This is a genomic window from Mycobacterium sp. SM3041 (assembly GCF_039668335.1).
In the GTDB taxonomy this organism is placed as follows: Bacteria; Actinomycetota; Actinomycetes; order Mycobacteriales; family Mycobacteriaceae; genus Mycobacterium.
This window is the reverse complement of record NZ_JAYXBQ010000035.1, coordinates 110,336-130,295: the sequence shown is the minus strand read 5'-3', so window position 1 is coordinate 130,295 and position 19,960 is coordinate 110,336. Positions and strand designations below refer to the sequence as shown.

The 19,960-nt window shown below is 65.9% G+C and carries 24 protein-coding genes; 13 read left to right on the top strand and 11 right to left on the bottom strand.

Translation table 11 applies throughout. The features are described from left to right. The first annotated feature begins 60 nt into the window (after window positions 1–60). Entirely contained in the window at window positions 61–930 is an 870-nt protein-coding gene (locus VXD91_RS08845; RefSeq protein ID WP_293013364.1) for a polysaccharide deacetylase family protein, read from the top strand. A gap of 225 nt (window positions 931–1,155) precedes the next feature. Here the strand turns inward: VXD91_RS08845 and VXD91_RS08840 are convergent, their stop codons facing one another. From VXD91_RS08840 to glpX, 3 genes are all read right to left on the bottom strand, one after another. Beyond that, complete coding sequence (locus VXD91_RS08840) at window positions 1,156–1,515, bottom strand: hypothetical protein (RefSeq protein WP_346415194.1); 360 nt, start codon at window positions 1,513–1,515, stop codon at window positions 1,156–1,158. 164 nt (window positions 1,516–1,679) lie between these two features. After that, window positions 1,680–3,086, bottom strand: coding sequence for a class II fumarate hydratase (locus VXD91_RS08835; RefSeq protein WP_346415193.1), 1,407 nt, complete (start codon window positions 3,084–3,086; stop codon window positions 1,680–1,682). Between the two features lie 28 nt (window positions 3,087–3,114). Beyond that, window positions 3,115–4,143 carry a class II fructose-bisphosphatase gene (glpX, locus tag VXD91_RS08830; RefSeq protein WP_061001746.1) on the bottom strand — a complete coding sequence of 343 codons (1,029 nt, stop codon included), beginning with the start codon at window positions 4,141–4,143 and terminating at the stop codon, window positions 3,115–3,117. Window positions 4,144–4,270: 127 nt separating this feature from the next. Here glpX and VXD91_RS08825 point away from each other — a divergent pair, with 127 nt between their 5' ends. Next, window positions 4,271–4,927 (top strand): DUF4245 domain-containing protein, encoded by a 657-nt coding sequence (locus VXD91_RS08825; protein WP_293013400.1) that lies wholly within the window; start codon window positions 4,271–4,273, stop codon window positions 4,925–4,927. On the opposite strand, the gene VXD91_RS08820 is transcribed toward VXD91_RS08825, so the two are convergent. The 5 genes from VXD91_RS08820 to VXD91_RS08800 form a co-directional block, all read right to left on the bottom strand. Next, complete coding sequence (locus tag VXD91_RS08820; protein WP_073696240.1) at window positions 4,854–6,071, bottom strand: AI-2E family transporter; 1,218 nt, start codon at window positions 6,069–6,071, stop codon at window positions 4,854–4,856. The genes VXD91_RS08825 and VXD91_RS08820 overlap by 74 nt on opposite strands. Before the next feature lie 32 nt (window positions 6,072–6,103). Next, window positions 6,104–6,868: an SDR family NAD(P)-dependent oxidoreductase gene (locus tag VXD91_RS08815; RefSeq protein ID WP_212812748.1), complete on the bottom strand. Its 765-nt coding sequence runs from the start codon at window positions 6,866–6,868 to the stop codon at window positions 6,104–6,106. A gap of 112 nt (window positions 6,869–6,980) precedes the next feature. Beyond that, entirely contained in the window at window positions 6,981–7,757 is a 777-nt protein-coding gene (locus VXD91_RS08810) for a haloacid dehalogenase type II (protein WP_073696238.1), read from the bottom strand. Then, window positions 7,754–8,782: a HAMP domain-containing sensor histidine kinase gene (locus VXD91_RS08805; protein WP_073696237.1), complete on the bottom strand. Its 1,029-nt coding sequence runs from the start codon at window positions 8,780–8,782 to the stop codon at window positions 7,754–7,756. Before VXD91_RS08805 ends, VXD91_RS08810 begins: the two co-directional genes overlap by 4 nt. Beyond that, window positions 8,769–9,458 (bottom strand): response regulator transcription factor, encoded by a 690-nt coding sequence (locus tag VXD91_RS08800; protein ID WP_073696236.1) that lies wholly within the window; start codon window positions 9,456–9,458, stop codon window positions 8,769–8,771. The genes VXD91_RS08805 and VXD91_RS08800 overlap by 14 nt, the downstream gene beginning before the upstream one ends. A gap of 116 nt (window positions 9,459–9,574) precedes the next feature. On the opposite strand from VXD91_RS08800, the gene VXD91_RS08795 reads away from it, so the two are divergent. From VXD91_RS08795 to VXD91_RS08775, 5 genes are read left to right on the top strand one after another with little or no spacing between them, the layout of a single operon-like run. Then, window positions 9,575–10,231: a glycosyltransferase family 2 protein gene (locus tag VXD91_RS08795; protein WP_083612319.1), complete on the top strand. Its 657-nt coding sequence runs from the start codon at window positions 9,575–9,577 to the stop codon at window positions 10,229–10,231. Further along, a complete protein-coding gene (locus VXD91_RS08790; RefSeq protein ID WP_073696234.1) occupies window positions 10,228–10,890 on the top strand; it encodes a DUF2064 domain-containing protein in 663 nt (220 codons plus the stop codon). Before VXD91_RS08795 ends, VXD91_RS08790 begins: the two co-directional genes overlap by 4 nt. A 1-nt stretch (window position 10,891) precedes the next feature. Next, window positions 10,892–11,521 (top strand): methyltransferase domain-containing protein, encoded by a 630-nt coding sequence (locus tag VXD91_RS08785; protein ID WP_133425525.1) that lies wholly within the window; start codon window positions 10,892–10,894, stop codon window positions 11,519–11,521. After that, window positions 11,518–12,624, top strand: coding sequence for a molybdopterin-dependent oxidoreductase (locus VXD91_RS08780; protein ID WP_133425526.1), 1,107 nt, complete (start codon window positions 11,518–11,520; stop codon window positions 12,622–12,624). Before VXD91_RS08785 ends, VXD91_RS08780 begins: the two co-directional genes overlap by 4 nt. Next, window positions 12,621–13,088, top strand: a complete 468-nt coding sequence (locus VXD91_RS08775) for a hypothetical protein (protein WP_133425527.1) — start codon at window positions 12,621–12,623, stop codon at window positions 13,086–13,088. Before VXD91_RS08780 ends, VXD91_RS08775 begins: the two co-directional genes overlap by 4 nt. Here the strand turns inward: VXD91_RS08775 and VXD91_RS08770 are convergent. Continuing rightward, on the bottom strand, window positions 13,014–14,363 hold the full coding sequence (locus tag VXD91_RS08770; RefSeq protein WP_133425528.1) for a hypothetical protein: 1,350 nt from the start codon (window positions 14,361–14,363) through the stop codon (window positions 13,014–13,016). The two genes, VXD91_RS08775 and VXD91_RS08770, sit on opposite strands and share 75 nt — an antisense overlap. Before the next feature lie 232 nt (window positions 14,364–14,595). Here VXD91_RS08770 and VXD91_RS08765 point away from each other — a divergent pair, with 232 nt between their 5' ends. Further along, window positions 14,596–15,090, top strand: coding sequence for a DUF417 family protein (locus tag VXD91_RS08765; protein ID WP_286150207.1), 495 nt, complete (start codon window positions 14,596–14,598; stop codon window positions 15,088–15,090). Window positions 15,091–15,263: 173 nt separating this feature from the next. Beyond that, complete coding sequence (locus VXD91_RS08760) at window positions 15,264–16,511, top strand: GNAT family N-acetyltransferase (protein ID WP_336470597.1); 1,248 nt, start codon at window positions 15,264–15,266, stop codon at window positions 16,509–16,511. A gap of 40 nt (window positions 16,512–16,551) precedes the next feature. On the opposite strand, the gene VXD91_RS08755 is transcribed toward VXD91_RS08760, so the two are convergent. Continuing rightward, a complete protein-coding gene (locus VXD91_RS08755; RefSeq protein WP_073696230.1) occupies window positions 16,552–16,896 on the bottom strand; it encodes a hypothetical protein in 345 nt (114 codons plus the stop codon). 284 nt (window positions 16,897–17,180) lie between these two features. Between VXD91_RS08755 and VXD91_RS08750 the strand changes: the two genes are divergently transcribed. Genes VXD91_RS08750 through VXD91_RS08735 form a run of 4 tightly spaced genes read left to right on the top strand, consistent with a single transcriptional unit; the run spans window position 17,181 to window position 19,286 of the window. After that, window positions 17,181–17,684, top strand: coding sequence for a DUF417 family protein (locus VXD91_RS08750; protein WP_133425529.1), 504 nt, complete (start codon window positions 17,181–17,183; stop codon window positions 17,682–17,684). Continuing rightward, the gene (locus VXD91_RS08745) at window positions 17,677–18,393 is read left to right on the top strand and encodes a flavodoxin family protein (protein WP_234790325.1); all 717 of its coding nucleotides are present in this window, start codon (window positions 17,677–17,679) and stop codon (window positions 18,391–18,393) included. Before VXD91_RS08750 ends, VXD91_RS08745 begins: the two co-directional genes overlap by 8 nt. Window positions 18,394–18,414: 21 nt before the next feature. After that, complete coding sequence (locus VXD91_RS08740) at window positions 18,415–19,050, top strand: sigma-70 family RNA polymerase sigma factor (RefSeq protein WP_237162749.1); 636 nt, start codon at window positions 18,415–18,417, stop codon at window positions 19,048–19,050. After that, entirely contained in the window at window positions 19,047–19,286 is a 240-nt protein-coding gene (locus VXD91_RS08735) for a zf-HC2 domain-containing protein (RefSeq protein WP_346415192.1), read from the top strand. The genes VXD91_RS08740 and VXD91_RS08735 overlap by 4 nt, the downstream gene beginning before the upstream one ends. Window positions 19,287–19,302: 16 nt before the next feature. On the opposite strand, the gene VXD91_RS08730 is transcribed toward VXD91_RS08735, so the two are convergent. Beyond that, on the bottom strand, window positions 19,303–19,929 hold the full coding sequence (locus VXD91_RS08730; RefSeq protein WP_346415191.1) for a TetR/AcrR family transcriptional regulator: 627 nt from the start codon (window positions 19,927–19,929) through the stop codon (window positions 19,303–19,305). Window positions 19,930–19,960: the final 31 nt, after the last annotated feature.

The following is a 19,960-nucleotide window of genomic DNA, read 5'->3' as shown; positions in this document are numbered from 1 at the left end:
GGTTTTCCGCGCTGAGCACGGGTTTTCGTGCACAAATCGCGGCGTCGGTAAGGTGATTGGGTGCGACGTGAGAGCAAGGCCTGGCCCTACTGGCGAACCGTCCTCGGCGTGTGTGCCGGTGTGACGATCGTCGTGGTCGGGTGCCAAACCGGCAATGTCGCCAAGGCCGACGAAGTCGACTGCAGCAAGTACAAGTGCGTCGCGCTCACCTTCGATGACGGCCCCAGCCCGTACACCGACCGGCTGCTGAAAATCTTGCAGGACAACGACGCCAAGGCGACGTTCTTCGAGATCGGCAACAAGGTCGCCGCCAACCCGGACGGTGCCAAGCGCGTCGTCGACGCCGGGATGGAACTGGGCAGCCACACCTGGGAACACCCCAATATGACGACGATCCCGCCGGAGTTCATCGCAGGCCAGTTCAGCAAGGCCAGCGATGCCATCGAGAAGGCCACCGGACAGCGGCCGAAACTGGTGCGCACCGCAGGCGGACTGATCAACGACCAGGTGCTCGCCGAGGCCAAGAAGCAGGGCCTGGCCGACATCAACTGGGACGTCATCCCCTTCGACTGGGCCAACGACTCCAATACCGCGGCCACCCGCTACATGCTGATGACGCAGATCAAGCCGAATTCAGTGGTCCTGTTCCACGACACCTACTCGTCGACGGTCGACCTGGTGCAGCAGTTCATCCCGGTGCTCAAGGCCAACGGCTATCACCTGGTGACGGTCAGCCACATGATCGGACATCGCGAGCCGGGCACCAGCTACGGCAGCCGGGAGAACGGCCCGCCGGTCAACGATCTGACCGATATCCCGCCGGCGGAGATTCCGACGCTGCCCAACACGCCGTCGCCGCCGCCGATGCCGAACATCCCGATCACCGACATCCCGGGCGCCAATTCCGGCGGCTCCAACAACGGCCAGTAGCGACATCGGGCGGTCTCCTTAGCCGACGTGCTCGCGACGGAGCCGTGTGTGCATCACGGACTAAGCGCGCATCGGATGTGCGTGGCTTCAATTACGACGCAGTGTGGCTGCGGTGGATGAAGACAGGTACCTTTTCCGGCCGCTGGACGTCCCTGAGTTCACTCAGCATCGGCGTCTTCCGTCGCGATTGAACTCACGGACTTTCTCCGCAACTCGCGGGGACAGCTACGCAGTGGGGAAGCGGTCGGCGATCGCGTCGACCATCGCCAGCAGTTCGGCGATGCGCCCGCGCAGTACCTCGAGATGCTTGTCGGCGCCCTGCTTGGCCGCGCGGCGCTCGGTCACCGCCAGTTGCAGGTGCAGCTCGGCCAGTTCGTCCTCGAGCAGTTCGATGAACAGCCGGGCCTGCAGGACATCCGCATTGCGTTGGCCCGGTGATGTCGTCACGAGTTTGAGGACCTCGGCCTGGGGTTTGAGCAGCCGCTCGCCGGCGTGCGTGTGCGGCATGTGGAAGCGGCCGTGCGTCATGCACGGGACGGCATCCGGCCGGGCGCCTCGGTGCGAATCGGTGAGGTCGGCCGTCATTGCAACACGATCGCAAACGCACGGGTCGGATCCCGTTTCCCGGCAGTATCTGTCCAGTAAGGACCTGTTCACATTCGCTTCACCTGCGATGTGAGAAGAGGCCTCGGGAGGACAACAAAAAAGTGCCCCCTTCCGAAGAAGAGGGCACTTTCTGCGGCTGAGAACTACTCGCCGTCCTTGACCTTCGCCATGGCCAGCACGTCGAGACGCTTGTCCAGTTCGGCCTCGGAGAGCTTGTCGCCGATCAGGCCGCGGTCGATGACCGTCTGCCGGATGGTCTTCTTCTCCTTGAGGGCTTCCTTGGCGACCTTGGCGGCCTCCTCGTAGCCGATGGCCGAGTTCAGCGGCGTCACGATCGACGGCGACGACTCCGCCAGCGTGCGCAGGTGGTCCTCGTTGGCGACGAGGCCGTCGATGCACTTGGAGGCGAACAGCCGCGACACGTTGGACAGCAGCGTGAAGGACTCCAGCACGTTGCGGGCCATCATCGGGATGTAGACGTTCAGCTCGAAGGCACCGGACAGGCCGCCGACGGTGACGGCCGCGTCGTTGCCGATGACCTGCGCGGCCACCTGGGTAACCGCTTCGGGCAGAACAGGATTCACCTTGCCCGGCATGATCGAGCTACCCGGCTGCAGGTCCGGCAGCTGGATTTCGCCGAGGCCGGTCAGCGGGCCCGAGCCCATCCACCGCACGTCGTTGGCGATCTTGGTCAGCGACACCGCGATGGTCTTCAGCGCGCCGGACGCCTCGACGAGTCCGTCGCGGGCGGCCTGGGCTTCGAAAGAGTCTGCGGCGGTACGCAGTTCGGCGATGCCGGTCTGGTTCACCAGCACGTCGACGACCTTGGCGCCGAAGCCGTCAGGGGCGTTCAGGCCGGTGCCGACGGCGGTGCCGCCGATGGCCAGCTCACCCAGGCGGGGCAATGTCGCCTTGACGCGTTCGATGCCGGCCTCGATCTGGCGGGCGTAGCCGCCGAACTCCTGGCCCAGGGTGACGGGCACCGCGTCCATGAGGTGGGTACGGCCGGACTTGACGACGGTGCGCCACGCGCGGGCCTTGTTGGCCAGCGACTCGTGCAGCACCTCGAGGGCCGGAATCAGGTGGCGCACAGCGGCTTCCGTTGCCGCGATGTGTGTGGCGGTGGGGAAGGTGTCGTTGGAGCTCTGCGACATGTTGACGTGGTCGTTGGGGTGGACCTCGACGCCGTTGCGCGCCGCGATGGAGGCGATGACCTCGTTGGCGTTCATGTTCGAGCTGGTGCCCGAGCCGGTCTGGAACACGTCGATGGGGAACTGGTCATCGTGCAGACCGTCGGCGATCTCACCGGCGGCGGCGATGATGGCGTCGGCCTTGTCGGGGTCCAGCAGGCCCAGGTCCTTGTTGACCTGTGCGCAGGCGCCCTTCAGCAGACCCAGCGCGCGGATCTGGGTGCGCTCCAGGCCGCGGAACGAGATGGGGAAGTTCTCCACGGCGCGTTGTGTCTGCGCGCGCCACAGGGCGTTGACCGGAACCCGGACCTCGCCCATGGTGTCGTGCTCGATCCGGTACTCGACATCGTTGTCGGACATGTGCTCCCTTTGGTTGAGGTGAAACGAATTACGGCAGGGGGTGTGCGGCGGAAATATCCCCGGTGAAGTCCACCGCGGAGTATTCGTTGAGCTTGGACAGCCGGTGGTAGGCCTCGATCATCCGGACGGTGCCGGACTTCGAGCGCATCACGATCGACTGCGTGGTGCAACCGCCGGCGAAGTACCGCACACCGTTGAGCAGGTCACCATCGGTGACGCCCGTGGCGCAGAAGAAGACGTTGTCGCCGGCGACCAGGTCTTCGGTGGTCAGCACGCGCTCCAGGTCGTAGCCACGGTCCAGGGCCCGCTGCCGCTCGGCGTCGTCGGTCGGCGCGAGGACGGCCTGGATGGCGCCGCCCATGCAGCGGATGGCGGCCGCGGCGATGATGCCTTCGGGCGTGCCACCGATACCGGCCAGGATGTCGGTGCCGGACTCGGGGCGGCAGGCCGAGATGGCGCCGGCGACGTCGCCGTCGGAGATCAGGCGGATGCGGGCACCGGCCTCGCGAACCTCGCTGATCAGCTGGGCGTGCCGGGGCCGGTCCAGGATGCACACCGTGACATCGGCCACCGACTCGTTGAGGCGCTTGGCGACGCGGCGGATGTTCTCGCCGATGGGTGCGGTGATGTCGATGACGTCGGCGGCGTCCGGTCCGACGGCGATCTTGTTCATGTAGAACACGGCCGACGGGTCGAACATGGTGCCGCGCTCGGAGACCGCGAGCACCGAGATGGCGTTGGGCATGCCCTTGCTCATCAGGGTGGTGCCGTCGACCGGGTCGACGGCGAAGTCGCAGTCCGGACCGTCGCCGTTGCCGACCTCTTCGCCGTTGTAGAGCATCGGGGCGTGGTCCTTCTCGCCCTCGCCGATGACCACTACGCCGCGCATCGAGACCGAATTGACCAGCTCACGCATGGCATCGACGGCCGCACCGTCGCCGCCTTCCTTGTCACCGCGGCCGACCCAGCGGCCGGCGGCCATGGCCCCGGCTTCGGTCACGCGGACCAGTTCGAGGGCGAGGTTGCGGTCTGGGGCTTCTCGGCGCGAAGGCGTCATGCGCCGATTGTCCCATTAGCCATTTGTTGGTGTGCGGTCGGGAGTTGGGATACTGAGCCCTGTGACGTCTCAATCGCCGGAACCCGACGACCAGTCTGTCGCCGCATCTGATGGGCGGCCCGCCGCCGTGCCCAACGCGGTCGCCGAGGGGCAGTCGGTGCCGGTGCCGCGCCCGGCGAAGGACCGGCTGCTGCAGGACGGCCGCGACATGTTCTGGTCCATCGCCCCGCTGGTGGTGGCCTGTGTTGCGCTGGCCGGAATGCTCGGCATGTGTTCGTTCGCGCCGCAGGGGCCGGGTAAGGGCCCGGCGCCGCAGTACGACGCCCCGGCCGCGCTCAAGGCCGACGCCGCCGCGCTGCACATCCCGATCCGGATCCCGGAACTGCCGTCCGGCTGGCACGCCAATTCGGGGTCGCGCGGCGCCATCGAGGCGGGCCGCACCGATCCCGTCACCAAGCAACCCACGCGGGCGCTGATGTCCAGGGTCGGCTATCTGACCGCCTCCGGCATGTTCGTCGCGCTGACTCAGAGCAACGCTGACGAGGAGAAGCTGGTGTCCTCGATCCACAGCGGCATGTATCCGACGGGGGCGCAGGACCTGGGTGGCGTGCACTGGGTGGTGTACGAGGGGGCCGGCGAGGACCAGCAAGGTACCGAGCCGATCTGGACCGCCAAGCTCGACGGGCCGACGGGGCCGGCGCAGGTCGCGGTCAGCGGGTCGGCGAGTCCGGGGGACTATCGGACTCTGGCAGAGGCGACGCAGAAGGCGCAGCCACTGCCGTAGCGGGCTGCTTTCGGCGCATCACAGCGATCAGGCGGGCGAGGCGCCCCGGTGCGCGGGGCTCATCGGGCTCGGGTTCACTCAACGGAACACCTTTGTACACAGCGAGGTACACGCTGATGGTGGTGACGACGACGATCATCAGCACCGGGCCGATCACCAGGCCCAGGAAACCGAACATCGCGATGCCGGAGAACACCGACAGCAGCATCAGCGCGGAGTCCAACCGCGCCGCCTTGGGGACCAGGATCGGCCGGAGCACGTTGTCGATGTTGGTGACCACCAGGATGTGGAACAGGATCACGAACAGGCCGCCGCCGATGTTGCCGAACAGTGCCATGCCGATGCCGAACGGGATGCTGACGATGCCACCACCGAGCGGAATCACCGACAGGGCGCTCAGCAGGATCGCAAAGATGAAGAAGCCGTCGTGGAAGCCGGCGATGTAGATCGAGATCGCGCCGGACACACCCTGCGCCAGTGCGATGACGAACTGGCCGAGGACCGTGCCGCGCACCATGGCGCCCATCTTGGCCAGGTACAGGTCGGTGACGTCCTCGCCGAGTGGGTTGAGCCGCCGGATCAGTAGGACCACGTCATCGCCGTTGACCAGCAGCGAGATGAACACATAGATGAAGATGACGGCACCGGCGAGCGCGCCGAAAAGTCCGCCCGCGGCGGTCTGCAGCACGTTCAGGCCCCACTCGCCCGCGCGCTGCGCAAACGTGATGATCCACTTCTGGACCGACTCCGGCGTCAGGGTCACGTGGTGCAGGTAGGGGATTTGTGACAGCAGGTCGTTGGCGGCTTGCAGCGCCCGAGTGCCCAGCGCGCCCATGTCGTTACGACTCACCCACTGCGACACGTTGCGGATCATGGCGGTGATCTGGACGACGCCGATGGCGACGGCCCCGCTGATCGGCACGACCACGACCAGCAGCGCGGCCAGCAGGGTCAGGGTGGCCGACAGGCCGGTGCTCAGCCGCTTCGACAGCCGACGGAACAACGGGGTGAAAAGGTAGGCCACCACCCCGGCAACGACGACCAGCATGAACTGCCCGCGCAGGAAGTACGCGCCGAATCCGACCGCCAGGACCGTCGCGACGGCGAGGGCCCGTTTCTGGGTGACCGTGAATTCGGTGTCCATGACGGTGATTCTGACGGATTTGCCGCCGGTTGCTACCCCGACGCGAGCTTGAGGAGGTGGCTCATGATGTCGGGGTAGCGCTTGAGATGCGCGCCGCCGTTGAGGTCGAGAACCTCGCCCGTCATCCAGGACGACTGCTCCGAGCACAGGAACAGCACGGCGTTGGCGATGTCCTCGGGGGTGCCGGCGCGGCCCAGCGCGGTGTTCTCGACGTACTCGTCGACGACGCCGGGGATCATCGCGGCGCCTTCGGTCAGGGGAGTGGTCACGAAACCGGGGGCGACGGCGTTGACGCGAATGCCCTTGGGGCCCAACTCCAATGCGGCCACCTCGGTCAGCATCGACAGGCCGGCCTTGGCGGCGCTGTAGGCGCTCATGCCGATGGCGGGCTGGCGGCCGTTGAGCGACGAGATGCACACCAGCGACCCACCCTCACGCAACTTCTGGCCGGCGTATTTGGTGACGATGAACGACCCCGTCAGGCAGCAGTCGACGACGGCGCGGAAGTCCTCGACCGGCATGTCGACGATGAGCCCGAAGGTCGAGAACCCGGCGCAGCTGACGACGGCGTCCAGCTCCCCGGTCTGCTCGAAGACGGCAGCGACGGACGCTTCGTCGGTGACCTCGACGGCGACGGCGGTGTGCGGTGCGCCGAGTTCGGCGGAGCGGGCCTCGGCGAGTTCGGCGTTCCGGTCGGCGATGGTGACGCGGTAGCCCTGCGCGGCCAGTCCTTGGGCGGTGGCCCAGCCGATACCGGATGCCCCACCGACGACGAGGGCGCTGCGCTGTGTGCTCACTGGTTTCTCCTGGCGTGATCGACGGTGGACCCGGCCCAGACGCCGCGGTGTGAACAGATTACATAATCTGTTCACATCTGTGACCGATGCGCGTACTCGCTTCGCGTTCCCGTCAGGAGCGTTCGTCGACGAACTCGACCAACTGAGTGAGGTCGACGCCGGTGGCTTCGGGGGTTGCCGACAGTCGTTCGGCCGGCGCGTCGCTGCGATTGACCCAAAAGGTGCGGTAGCCGAATGCTGCGGCGCCGGCCGCGTCCCAGCCGCCGTGCGCGCTGAATGCGATTTGTGTGCGCGGGATGCCGAATGCATCTTCGCCCAGCTGGTATGCGCGGGGGTCGGGTTTGAACGCTTTGACGCGGTCGGTGCTCAAGTGTGGGCGAAAGACATCGTCCAGCCCTGCGTTCGTGACCCAGGAGTCAAGCATCGTCACGGTGGCGTCGGATAGAAAAGCGAGGTGTAGCCCGCGGTCCTTGAACGTGCGGACCGCAGCCGGGGCATCTGGCCATGGTGTCAATCTGAGCCAAGCGCCCATCAATTGTTCGCGACCGGCGGGATTGAGCCGCAGTTTGCACTGCTGTACCGCGAATTCGAGCGCATCCTCGGTGACGGTCCAGAAGTCGGTGTACGTACCCGACAAGGTGCGCAACCAGGTGTATTCGAATTGCCGGACTCGCCATGCTTCGATCAATGTCGTTCCGGCGCCTGGAAATATGTCCTCGGCGGCATTGTCGATTGGCCTGCGATCAAACACGGTAAACGCGTCGAAGGCGACGGCCCGAATGGGGCCAGGTCGGCCCGGAGCGGCCGACGCTGACGGTGACCGGCCGGCGCTCAGGCCGGCCGCGGCCGTGAGGCCGATGAAGCCTCGGCGCGATAAATCTGCCTTCATATGCCGTCGGCGAGTGGTAGCCGAACCTCGAAGCGTGCGCCCGTTTCGAGGTTGTGAGCCGACAACGTGCCGCGGTGGGCCTGCACCAGACCCGCTGCGATGGCCAGTCCCAAACCGGACCCACTCGGCAGTGACGAATCGGCGCGCGGCACGCGGCCGTTGGACCCCCTATAGGCGACGTCGAACACCCTGGCCAGATCAGCCTCGTCGATACCCACTCCCGTGTCGTCGACGCGGGCCCAGGCGCCGTCGGCGTCGCGGCCCAGCGTCAGCTCGACGCGGCCCCCTTCCGGGGTATGGGCGATGGCGTTGGCCACCAGATTGGACAGCACCCGCACCAACGCCCGGTCACTGCCGATCACTCGGACGGGTTCGGCCGGCAGTTGAGCAGCCAGTTGCACCCCGGCTCGCTCCGCGGCGATCCGGTGGGTAGCCAAGACGTCGTCGACGACTTCATCGAGCGCGACGGTGTCGTGCGCCGGTTGGACCGCGCCGGCATTGATCTTCGACATCTCGAACAGGTCGTCGACCATCTCGGAAAGCCGAATCGATTCCTGCTCAATGTGTTTGGCGTGCGACCGCACCTCGGTACTGTCCACGAGGCCATCGGAGATCGCCTCGGACACCGCTCGGATACCGGCCAGTGGGGTACGCAGGTCGTGGCTGACGAACGCCACCAGGCGGCGCCGGGATTGTTCGGCGGCCCGCTCGGAAGCTCGGATTTCTTGCTCCCACACCGTTCTTCGCGCTTGGTAGCGGGCCAGCATCACCGCCGCGGGGATGGTCACCACCGCGACGATCACCAGCACCACCGCGATGCGCTCGAAGGTCTCGGTGATCATGAAGCCGCTGGCGCCGAGCACGCCGGTGAAGGTCGCGAGGGTTGGAATCAGAACCAGGGCAACCATGCTGACCGCCAGCGACCAGGAGCGAGCCAGGTGGATCAACACGCCGCCGGCTACCACGACGGGAACCGAACAGGCCAGTGCCCAACCGATGATCTCCCACAGGTCAGTTGCCGGCATGATCGTCGTCTCCCCACAGATAGCCGCGCCCCCATACCGTCTGAATCCGATGTGCCGCACCGAGTTTGGCGCGCAGCCGTTTGATGTGCACCGTCACCGTCGATTGGTCGCCAAAATCCCACTGCCACACCAGTTTCAGCAGCTGGTCGCGGGAGTACACAGTGCCGGGATGGGTGAGTAGGAACACCAACAAGTCGAATTCACGGTTGGTTAGACTCACTGCGACGCCGTCGATGCTCACCGAATGTGCGGAAGTCGACACCTGCAGCGCACCGTTCGTGATCTCCAAGGGCCCAGCCAGATCCCGAGCCGGCACCCGTCGTAGCACCGAACGCACCCGCAAGGCGAGCTCGCGGGGGCTGAATGGTTTGGTGAGGTAGTCATCAGCGCCGGCCTCCAAACCGGCGATCCGGTCGTCCTCCTCGCCGAGCGCGGTCAAGAGCATCACCGGCAGTCCGTAGCCGTCGCCGCGGCGCATGCTGCGGCACAATGTCAGCCCGTCGGGTCCGGGCATCATCACGTCGAGCACCGCCATGTCGACACGCTCCGTGTTCAACAGCGCCAGCGCCTCATTGCCGTCACGCGCGATCGAGACATTGTGCCCGTCTCGCTCCAGATACCGACGCACCACATCACGCACGACGGGGTCGTCATCTGCGATCAATACCCTCGTCACACTCGACAGCCTAGCCCGCCAGTAACTCTGGTCATGGCTTCTACCAGCACCTATGTCACAGTTTCGTCATCATTTGACCCTTGGCTGCGGCGCACGGCCCGCTTTACCGTCGGATGATGTCCAGCTCTGCGATCACGGTGATCCTGCCGTGTCTGAACGAGGCCGAGTCGCTGCCCGCGATTCTGGCCGTCCTCCCAAACGGATACCGGGCTCTGGTGGTCGACAACAACAGCACCGACGGGACGGCGACCGTGGCGCGGGCCCACGGCGCCGACGTGATCACCGAACTGGAGCCCGGATACGGTGCGGCGGTCCATGCCGGCGTGCTGGCAGCGCAGACGTCGACGGTTGCGGTGCTCGACGCCGACGGGTCGCTGGACCCGCGGGCGTTGCCGTATCTGGTTGCGATGCTCGACCGCGGTGCCGACCTGGTCATCGGGCGGCGCCGCGCGGTTCCCGGGCTACGTTGGCACTGGCATGCCCGCCTGGGCACCGCCGTGGTGTGTTGGCGATTGCGGACCCGATACAGGTTGCCGGTGCACGACATTGCGCCCATGCGGGTGGCCCGGCGCGAGGCGCTGCTGGGTCTCGGTATCGCGGATCGTCGATTCGGCTATCCGCTGGAACTGTTGGTGCGCGCGGGGCAGGCGGGCTGGCAGGTAGTTGAAACCGATGTCAGCTATGGCCCGCGCACCGGCGGCGAGTCGAAAGTGAGCGGTTCGTTGCGTGGCAGTTTTCTTGCCGCACTGGACTTCTGGCGGGTGATCTCATGACCGTTCCCGTGACTGTGCTGGTGGTGGCGAAGGCTCCGGTACCTGGTCTGGCCAAAACCCGGTTGGCCCACACATTGGGTGCGGAGGGAGCGGCGGATCTCGCCGCCGCCGCGCTGTTGGACACTCTGGACGCGGTGGCCGCGACGCCGACCGTCGCGCGCATGGTGGCGTTGACCGGCGATCTTGCGTCCGCGCGGGGGGCCGCCGCGATCCGGGAACGGCTGGCAGAATTCACCGTTGTTCCCCAGCGTGGCAATGATTTTGGTGAGCGCTTGGCCAATGCGCACCACGATGCGGCGTGCCTCGGATACCCGGTGCTGCAGATCGGCATGGACACCCCGCAGGTGACTGCCAAGTTGCTGACGGCGTGCGCACTTCGGTTGCTTCGCGCCGACTCGGTGCTGGGGCCGGCCAGCGATGGTGGTTGGTGGCTGCTCGGGCTGCACAACGGCGTCGGCGCCGACAGCCTGCGTACGGTTCCGATGTCGCAAGCCGATACCGGGGCCCGGACACAGCGCGCTTTGGCGCACGCCGGCCTGACCGTGGATTTGGTGACCGAACTGTCGGATGTCGACGTCATCGACGACATCGCCGTAGTGCGGGCGCGCTGTCCGCAGGGCAGTCGGTTCCGGAGCCTTACTGCGGCGATCGGGGTGTGACGTGTTCGGAAACCTGTATGAGCGCGCACTGGTCGGGGAGCGGTGCTGGGTCCGCCAGGACGACGGCAGTCGGCAACGTCTGCCCGTGCACAACTGGCTGGGCGGTCGCCGGGCGGATCGGAGGTTTGATCGGGCAGTTCTGGCATTGTGCGACGGGCCGACCATCGACCTCGGGTGCGGACCAGGTCGGCTGGTGGCCGATCTGATTCGGCGCGGCGTGCCGGCGCTCGGCGTCGACCAGTCCGCCACCGCCGTCGAACTTGCACGGCGCAGCGGCGCTCCGGCGTTGCGCCGCGATGTCTTCGACCCGCTCCCAGGCATGGGCCGCTGGCAGACAGTGCTGCTGGCGGACGGTAACGTCGGGCTGGGCGGTGACCCGACGCGCGTGCTTCGCCGGGCTGCCGATCTGCTTCGGCGCGGAGGCCTGTGTATCGCCGAATTCGACTCGGCCCCAAGCGGAGTGATAACTCGATGGGTGCGGCTGGAATCGGCGCGGACGGTTGGTCCGTGGTTTCGGTGGGCGACGGTCGGAGTCGACAGCGCGCCCAGGATCGCCGGCGACGCCGGCCTGAAGGTCGTCGATATGCACCCGGTCGGGGACCGGATGCTCGCGAGTCTGGCGTTGCGATGAGCGGCACGGAACTACGCAGCACCGCCGTCACCGCGCGGGTCGGCATGATGCTCGGCATCGCGGTCACGCTGTGTTTCGTCACCGGGTTGATCAGCCACTTCATCCAGCATCCGCAACCGTGGTTCTACTGGCCCGCGCATCCGGTCTGGCTGTACCGGCTGACGCAGGGCACGCACGTCGCCTCTGGTATCGCGGCGATTCCGCTGACCGTCGTCAAGCTGTGGTCGGTGTGGCCCAAGCTGTTCGAACGTCCCATCATTGGCGGCGTCGCCAAACAGCTCGAGCGCGCCTCCATCCTGGTCCTGGTGGGGGCGATGCTGTTCGAGCTCTCCACCGGTCTGCTGAACATCGCGCAGTGGTACGTCTTCAAGTTCTTTTTCACCACGTCGCATTACGCGGTGGCCTACCTCGCGGCGGGTGCGGTCCTGGTGCACATTGCGGTGAAGCTGCCGGTGATCCGGCGGGCTCTTGGCGAACCGCTCGGCGATGTCGCGACCGGCGGTGCGGTTGGGCCGACGCGGCGCAGCGTGTTGTTGGGTACCGGGGCGGCGGTCGCGGTCGCGACGGTGGCGACGGTCGGGCAGAGTGTCGGATGGCTACGTGGGGTGTCGTTGCTGTCGCCACGCTCCGGTAAAGGGCCGCAAGGTATTCCGGTGAATCGGACAGCGGTCGCGGCCGGCGTGCTGCAAGCTGCTGGGTCGCCGAATTATCGGCTCACCGTCGTCAACGGCGCCCGTAGTCGAGCGTTCTCGGTGGCTGAACTCAATGCCATGCCGCAGAGGACATTCCACCTGCCGATCGCCTGTGTCGAAGGCTGGAGTGCCGACGCCGAGTGGACCGGCGTGGTGCTCGCGGACCTGATCGCCATGGTGGGCGGGTCGCCGCAGGCCGACGTGCGGATGGATTCGCTGGAGCCGCCCGGCCCGTATTCGCGCACCGTGCTGCCCGCGCGTCATGCCCGGGATGGTCAGACGTTGGTCGCGCTCAAACTGAATGGGGAGACGCTGCATCCGGACCACGGATACCCATGTCGGCTCATCGCTCCGTCGAGACCTGGTGTGTTGCAGACCAAATGGCTGTCCCGGATCGAGGTGATGCAATGAGGGCCACTCGGGTGCTTCTGATGATCTCAGGGCTGGCGCTGGCCGGGTACGGCGTGACCCTGGTGTTCGAGAATCCGCCGGTGATCATGATGCGCATGGCGGTGTGGGCGTTGGTCGCGGTCGCCGTGCACGACGTGGTGTTCGCTCCGCTGTGCGTGGCGCTGGGCTTCGCGGCGCGCCGGATACTTCCGGTCAGGTGGCAGGCGCCGGTCGCGGTGGCCGCGTTGTGTTCAGCGGTGCTTGGCCTGCTTGCGATCCCGGTCTTCGACAAGCCAGGCATGCACCTGGACAACATGACTGTGCTGGATCGTGATTACCATGCCGGACTGTGGATTTCACTGGCCCTGGTGTGGGCGTGCGTGCCCGGCTATCTGGTGGCCAGGCGGCTGCTACCAGTTCGTCAGAATCAGGTGGTTGAGGGCCAGTGCGCCGATGACGTTGGCGGCCAGCCACCAGCGCCGTGACGGCGCCGGCAGTAGCGCGCCGGCGGCGGTCAGCCAGACGGTGAACGGCAGCCAGATCCGTTCGGTTTCAGCCTTGCTCAGCATGCTCAGGTCGGCACACGTGATGGCCAACAGTGCGGCGAGCGTCAATAGGTGGATGCCGCTTCGGCGGTGAAGCGCGACGCGGTCGAATGCCAGGCTCAGCCCGGCGACGCTGCCCAGGCCGATGGCGCACACCACAGAAGCCAGGTTCGCCCACGACCAGTACTGAAATGGGCGGTTCATGGCGATGCCCTGCCAATACCGTTGCTGCACCAGGGTATAACCGTCGAACCACCAGAAGCCCGTCGCGGCGAACGCGCCGACCACGGCCAGCGCCGCCACCGTCGCGGGCGCGAGGACTCGGACCGCTGTGCGGCGGTCCGGCGCCGTGATCAGCACCGCGACAGCCGGTATCGCCATCAGACCGAGACCGTAGTTCAGGAAGATGCCCCAGCCCAGCAGCAGGCCCGCGCCGGCGCCGGTAAGGATCGGGTGTCGGTCACGCGTCGCGAGCGCCAGCAGAGCGATTCCCCAGGCGGCGATACCGGCGTAGTAACCGTCGGCGGACACGGCAATCCAGATGGCAGTCGGGGCGACTGCGACGAAGGGTGCGGCGGCTCGGGCCGTCGCCTCACCGGACAGAACGCGCAGCGTCACGACGATGGCTGCCGCGGCACTGGATCCGACCAGTAGGCACCAGAGGCCGGCCCAGGCGCCGCCGCCCAGCCCGATGCGATCCAGCCATACAAATGTCAGCAATGCGCCGGGCGGGTGGCCCGAAACGTGGGTGATCCACGAATGTGGTTGGTAATCGAGGATTCTGGACGAGAAGGTGCGCAAAGCCTCAGGGATGTCGGTGATGCTCGGCACTTGTCGGAGGTATTCGTGCTGCGCCGTCAGGCGCCCTGCGAAACCCCGCTGCCAGCCGTCGACCATGGCCAACGAGAATGCCCAGGAGCAGGAGACAGCCCATGCGGTCAGTGGTACTGCGCGCCACGGTAATCGCGCGGCGACTGGCTGTCCCCACAGCACCGCGGCCATTGCGATCAGCGCTGCAGGTGCCGTACCCCAGCCGATGTGCGCGTTCCACCAGCCGAAGATGGGTGCAGTCTGTGCGAAACTTCGGATCTGGGCTGGGGTGCTGTTGATCAGCGGGGTGACGATCCCCAGATGCAGCGGCGGCACCGCGAACGCGACGACCACGAGCGTCAGCCCCACGACGGCGGCCGTTGCTGTCCTTCGGCGAATGTTCACGGCTGCCAGCCTAAGAGTGGGCTGCCGGTGAAACGGTGACGATTCGATGACCCTTGCGGGGTGTAGCACGGGAGATCTGCTTCTGCGCGGTTGCATGTTGCGGTCGTGGCATCGATCGATGACACGGTTGCCGACCAGTACTGTACTCTCCCGTACGATAAATGTACTAGAAAGTACACTACTGGCTTATTGCCCGGAGTGGGCTTTCATCGCATCGTGGAAGGACGAGCCGTTGTCTGTTCAACCCGCGGCCATATCGAGCCGTATCAGCAGGTTGGGGCAGGCAGTGGCCCGGTATGGATTGGTCGTCGTGCTGGCGTGGATCGGTGTGGGCAAGTTCGTCAAGATGGAAGCCCATGTGCTGATTGAGCACAACCCGCTGATGTCCTGGATCTACCTGGTGCTCAGTCACAGCGCTGTGGCCACGGCCCTAGGTACTGCCGAGATCCTCGCCGCGGTCCTGATCGCACTGCATCGGGTGTGGCCACTGCTGTCTGCCGTGGGTAGTGCCATGGCGGTGGTGCTGTTCGTCGGAACGCTGAGCTTCCTGTTCACCACGCCGGGTCTGGTGGTTGGACATGCGGGCCCGATCCCGATTTTGGGTGCTCTGCCCGGCCAGTTTCTGTTGAAGGATCTGGTGCTCATCGGAGTGGCCATCTGGACCTTGGGTGATGCGCTCGACGGTCGTCGTATGCCGCCCGCTGCGAAGCAGAACTCGGGTGGCTGACCATGGACAGCAACACATCATTGTTCTGCAGTACGTCTCTGGCCGGCCGCATCGAACACGCTGAGGCGCAGCTCATTGCACTCGCGAGTGCACCCGCCCGGCAGCGCAACAGGTCGGGATTCGCCACTCCGCTGGGTGGCGGAGTGGCATGTTTCGCTGAACCTGGATCACCGATGAACAAAGTGGTCGGGCTGGGTTTCGATGGCGCGCTTGACCCGGTAGCTCTCGGCGCTATCGAGCTGGAATATGCGATACGCGAAACGCCCACGCAGATAGAACTTTCCAGTCTCGCCGACCGCGAGGTCGCGGTACTGCTGTCGCGCCGCGGTTATCGGCTCGTCGCGCACGAGTGCGTCCTCGGTCGGCGCCTTGACTGTGCGCTACCGGTGGCGACCTCACCGGGAATCGACGTACGGGTATGCGGCCCAGAAGAATTCGACGCCTGGTTGGACGTAGTGGTGGCAGGTACGGCCCATCCTGACGATGAGGGTGTGGGTTTCCACGAGCAATTCTCCGACGAAGCCATCGAGCGGGACGAACGCGACTTCTACGATGCCGGCGCCACGATGTACGTCGGTCGATGTGATGGCGTGATTGCCGGTGGTGCGAGCCTGATGATCACAGGGGGCATTGCTCAATTCACCGGTGCCGCAACCGCTCCGGCGTATCGTCGTCGCGGGATACAGAACGCACTGCTGGCACGGCGCCTGACAGACGCAGCGGAAGCCGGCTGCGATATTGCGGTGATCACCACGGCGCCCGGCTCCAAGTCGCAAGAGAACGCCCAACGTCGCGGCTTCCAACTGTTGTACACCCGCGCCATGTTGATAAAGCCGGTTGACGGCCCGATCCAGGCGTCAGGCTCGGGTGAGAACGGGAGCGGTACTTGGAAGTTGGTGTCTGCGCAGGGAATGTGCGTCAGCAGTGAAACTGCGGGCACGGATTTTGCGGAGCCGGTGAGGATCGTGCCGTTCGACGGAGACCGGCGGGCTCTCATCGATCTGTTCCGGCTGGCCGAGGATTCCGAGCGCAAACTTGACGGCTACATCGGTGCAGGGCGCGTTTGGGTCGCCATGCGCGGATCGGCCGAAGTCGTCGGACACATCCAAGTCACCGTGAGTGATCACGGCGAAACATGGGAGGTGGCCAACATGGCCGTCGCTGTGCCGCACCGCGGTGCCGGCGTCGGGCGCCGCCTGCTCGAGCAGGTGATCGATGACGCTCGCGCCGGCGGTGCCCGACGAGTCCAATTGGCCACTGCGACAGCAGATATTGGCAATCTGCGTTTCTACCAGCGCTGCGGATTCCGGCTCGGTCGCGTAGTGCATGACGCCTTCGGCCCGCACTCGGGCTACCCGGCCGGCACGGCATCAGACGGGATTGCCGTGCGCGACCAGGTGTGGTTCGAGCGCGTGTTGTAGCGGCGCAGCATGCCGGCCGGCATGCTGCGCCGAGTGAGACCTATTTTGCGTTCGGGCAGGTGATATCGACGTAGGCGGTGTCGAACCGCGCGGGTTCCATGAGTGTCATGCCGTCTGCCTGCATCGTTACGCGCAGGCCGGAGATGCTGGTGACCTTGCATTCGGACAACGGGACGTTGGGGTGCCCTTCGAGCCAGTTGAACGAGACGTTGTAGCCCGCGGATTGCAGCTCCTGGACAGCGGTGCTGGCGGGTCCGTCGCCGGGTGTGGGCAGGATCGGTGGGTTGGCCGAGGCGTTCGGCACGCCCGCGAAGGCTACGGCGGCGCCGGCGATGACGGTCCAGCGGGCGGCTTTGCCCAAGCTCGCTGTGACGGTGTTGCTCATGATGTGCGCTCCTCGTTTGGTCGTTGGGGCCGTGGCCCATTCGCCGATTGAGTGTTGGCGAAGGCCCACTCCGTTACGGATCGCCGCGCGACGGGACTATCTGACGATTCTGTGACGCGCGGTCGCCGGCGGACTTTCCCCGTAACGACCGGGCCGTCGGCCCACACGTCCGTGGTGCGCGCGGCCAGAGGCCGGGGGCCGTAACGTTCGGGCGCCGGCGACCCACTCAGTTCTGTGATCGTCGGCGGGCAGGCCGCCGCGAGACAGCCGAAAGAGGTAAACCAATGACCGCGACGAACATTCGGGCCCGAGTCGAATCATTGACAACAGAGGCCATAGTGAGTCGAATCGCCGGCCATCTCGCTCGCTACGGACTTGTCATCGTGATCGGGTGGATTGGCTTACTGAAATTCACTTCGTATGAGGCGCAAGGTATTCAGCCGCTCGTCGCGCACAGCCCGTTCATGAGCTGGCTGTACGACATCTTCTCCGTGACGACGTTCTCGTCGCTGCTCGGTGTGCTCGAGGTTGGCACTGCGGTGTTGCTCGCTGTCAAGCCGTGGTGGCCGAAAGTGTCGGCGGTCGGCAGCCTGATCGCGGTCGGGCTGTTCGTTGCGACCATCAGTTTCCTGTTCACCACGCCCGGGATCGGTGAGTCGGCCGCCGGCGGCTTCCCGGCGCTGTCGATGACGGGCCAGTTCCTGATCAAAGACGTTGCACTGCTTGGCCTTGCGGCCTGGACATTGGCTGATGCGCTGGGTGCCGGGCGGGAGGGTGATCGTGTCTGATCGGCCTGCTGACTTCGACGGCCTGCGTGCGCTGTTCATCAACTGCACGCTCAAGAGATCGCCCGAGGTGAGCAATACCGAAGGTCTGATCGACATCAGCAGTCGCATCATGGCCGCCAATGGTGTTGCCGTCGAGGTGGTGCGCGCCGTCGACCACGACATCGCCACCGGCGTGTGGCCCGACATGCGCGAGCACGGGTGGGCGACCGACGACTGGCCGGCGATCTTCGACAAGGTGCTGGCCGCTGACATTCTGGTGCTCGCCGGCCCGATCTGGTTGGGCGACAACAGTTCTGTGATGAAGCAAGTACACGAACGGCTCTATGGCGGCTCGCATCTGCTCAACGACGCCGGGCAGTACCTCTACTACGGACGGGTCGGCGGTTGCCTGATCACCGGCAACGAGGACGGTGTCAAGCACTGCGCGCAGAACGTGCTCTACACCTTGCAACACATCGGGTACACCATTCCGCCGCAGGCCGACGCCGGCTGGATCGGTGAAGCAGGTCCGGGCCCGTCCTATCTGGACCCCGGCTCGGGCGGGCCGGAGAACGACTTCACCAACCGCAACACCACGTTCATGACGTGGAACCTGATGCACCTGGCACGGATGCTGCGCGCCGGCGGCGGCATCCCCGCCTACGGCAATGTGCGATCAGGATGGGACGCCGGTTGCCGGTACGACTTCACCAATCCGGAGTACCGCTGAGCGACTATGCTCCCGGTCATCATGACCAGGATCGCAGGTGACGAAGGTGCGCTCGTCGCCGCGTTGCAACGCGGCGACGAGTCGGCTTTCGCCGAACTGGTGGACCGGCATACGCCGGCGCTGCTACGGGTCGCACAGGGTTACGTACCGACCCGTGAGATCGCCGAAGACGTCGTGCAGGACACCTGGATCGCGTTGCTCAAGGGGATCGGTTCGTTCGAGGGCAGGTCGTCGTTGCGTACTTGGCTTTTCGCGATTCTGATCAATATCGCCAAGAACCGGGGTATCCGTGAGCGGCGGGATGCCGATCTTGCGGTGGCGGCGTTCACTGGTGGCACCGTCGACCCGGCGCGCTTTCGCGGCACCGACGACCCGCATCCCGGCCATTGGCTGCCGACCGCAGTGCCGGCGCCGTTTCCGGACACCCCTGAGAGTTCGGTCCTCGGCAAGGAATTGATCATGGTGGCGCGACGGGGACTCGACAATCTTCCCGAACGCCAGCGCGTCGTGGTGACGATGCGTGACATGCTGGGATTGGACTCCGACGAAGTCTGCGAACTGCTCGAGATCAGCGCTGCCAATCAGCGCGTCTTGCTCCACCGAGGCCGAGCCGCCGTCCGGCAGGTGCTCGAGGACTATCTGAGGGATACCGCATGACCACCAACCCGATGGACTGCAACGAACTCGTCGAGTTGGTGACGGCCTACCTCGACGGCAGCCTCGACCTGGAGGACCGGGCGCGCTTTGACATGCATCTGCTCGAATGCGACGGCTGCGAAAACTACCTCCAACAGTTCCGCAGCACCATTGCGACCGTCGGCAAGATCGACACGGACCAACTAGACCCGGCATTCCGTCATCGCCTCATCGACGCCTTCCGCAACTGGCGCTGAGGGTGTAGGACCGGTGCTACCGGGATCGCCTTCGTTTTGGAGGCGGCCCCAGGGCGGCTGCCAACGCCGTATCCAATGCGTTTTGCAGTGGTGCGACATCGCCGCTCACGTCCGCCAGCAGCATGCCGCCCTGGTAGGCGGCGAGTAGACCGGCAGCCAGGACAGCGGGATCGGTGCCGGGCAGCAACCCGCCGTCGGCGGCGACCCGCTGGAAGGCGTCGCCGATCACCTGTTCCCAGCGGCCGAACCCGGCCCTGAGCGCTGCACGGGCCGGGCCATCGGCGGAGCGGTCGAGTTCGTAGACCAGCGATCCGATGGGGCAGCGGATGGGATCGTCAGAAGATGCGTGCGCGCGGAGTGCGTCGGCGCACCAGGCGCGGAGATCGGCGGCCGTGTTGACGTTGTCGAATGACGGCTCGACCGCCGACAGCACCCGGTCGACCTGGAACCGGACCACGTCGGAAACCAAGTCTGCCTTGTCGGCGAAAAAGTGGTACAGCTGGCTGCGCCCCGCACCGGCGGCGCCGCCGATCTCATCGAGGGTCGTCGCCCGCACTCCCTGACGGGCGAACAAGATACATGCCGCCTCCAAGATTCGGGCCACCGTCGCGCGGCCACGGTCGGTCGTCGGCTCGGTGATCACTCGATGACGCTATCAAGCGATCAACTTTGTA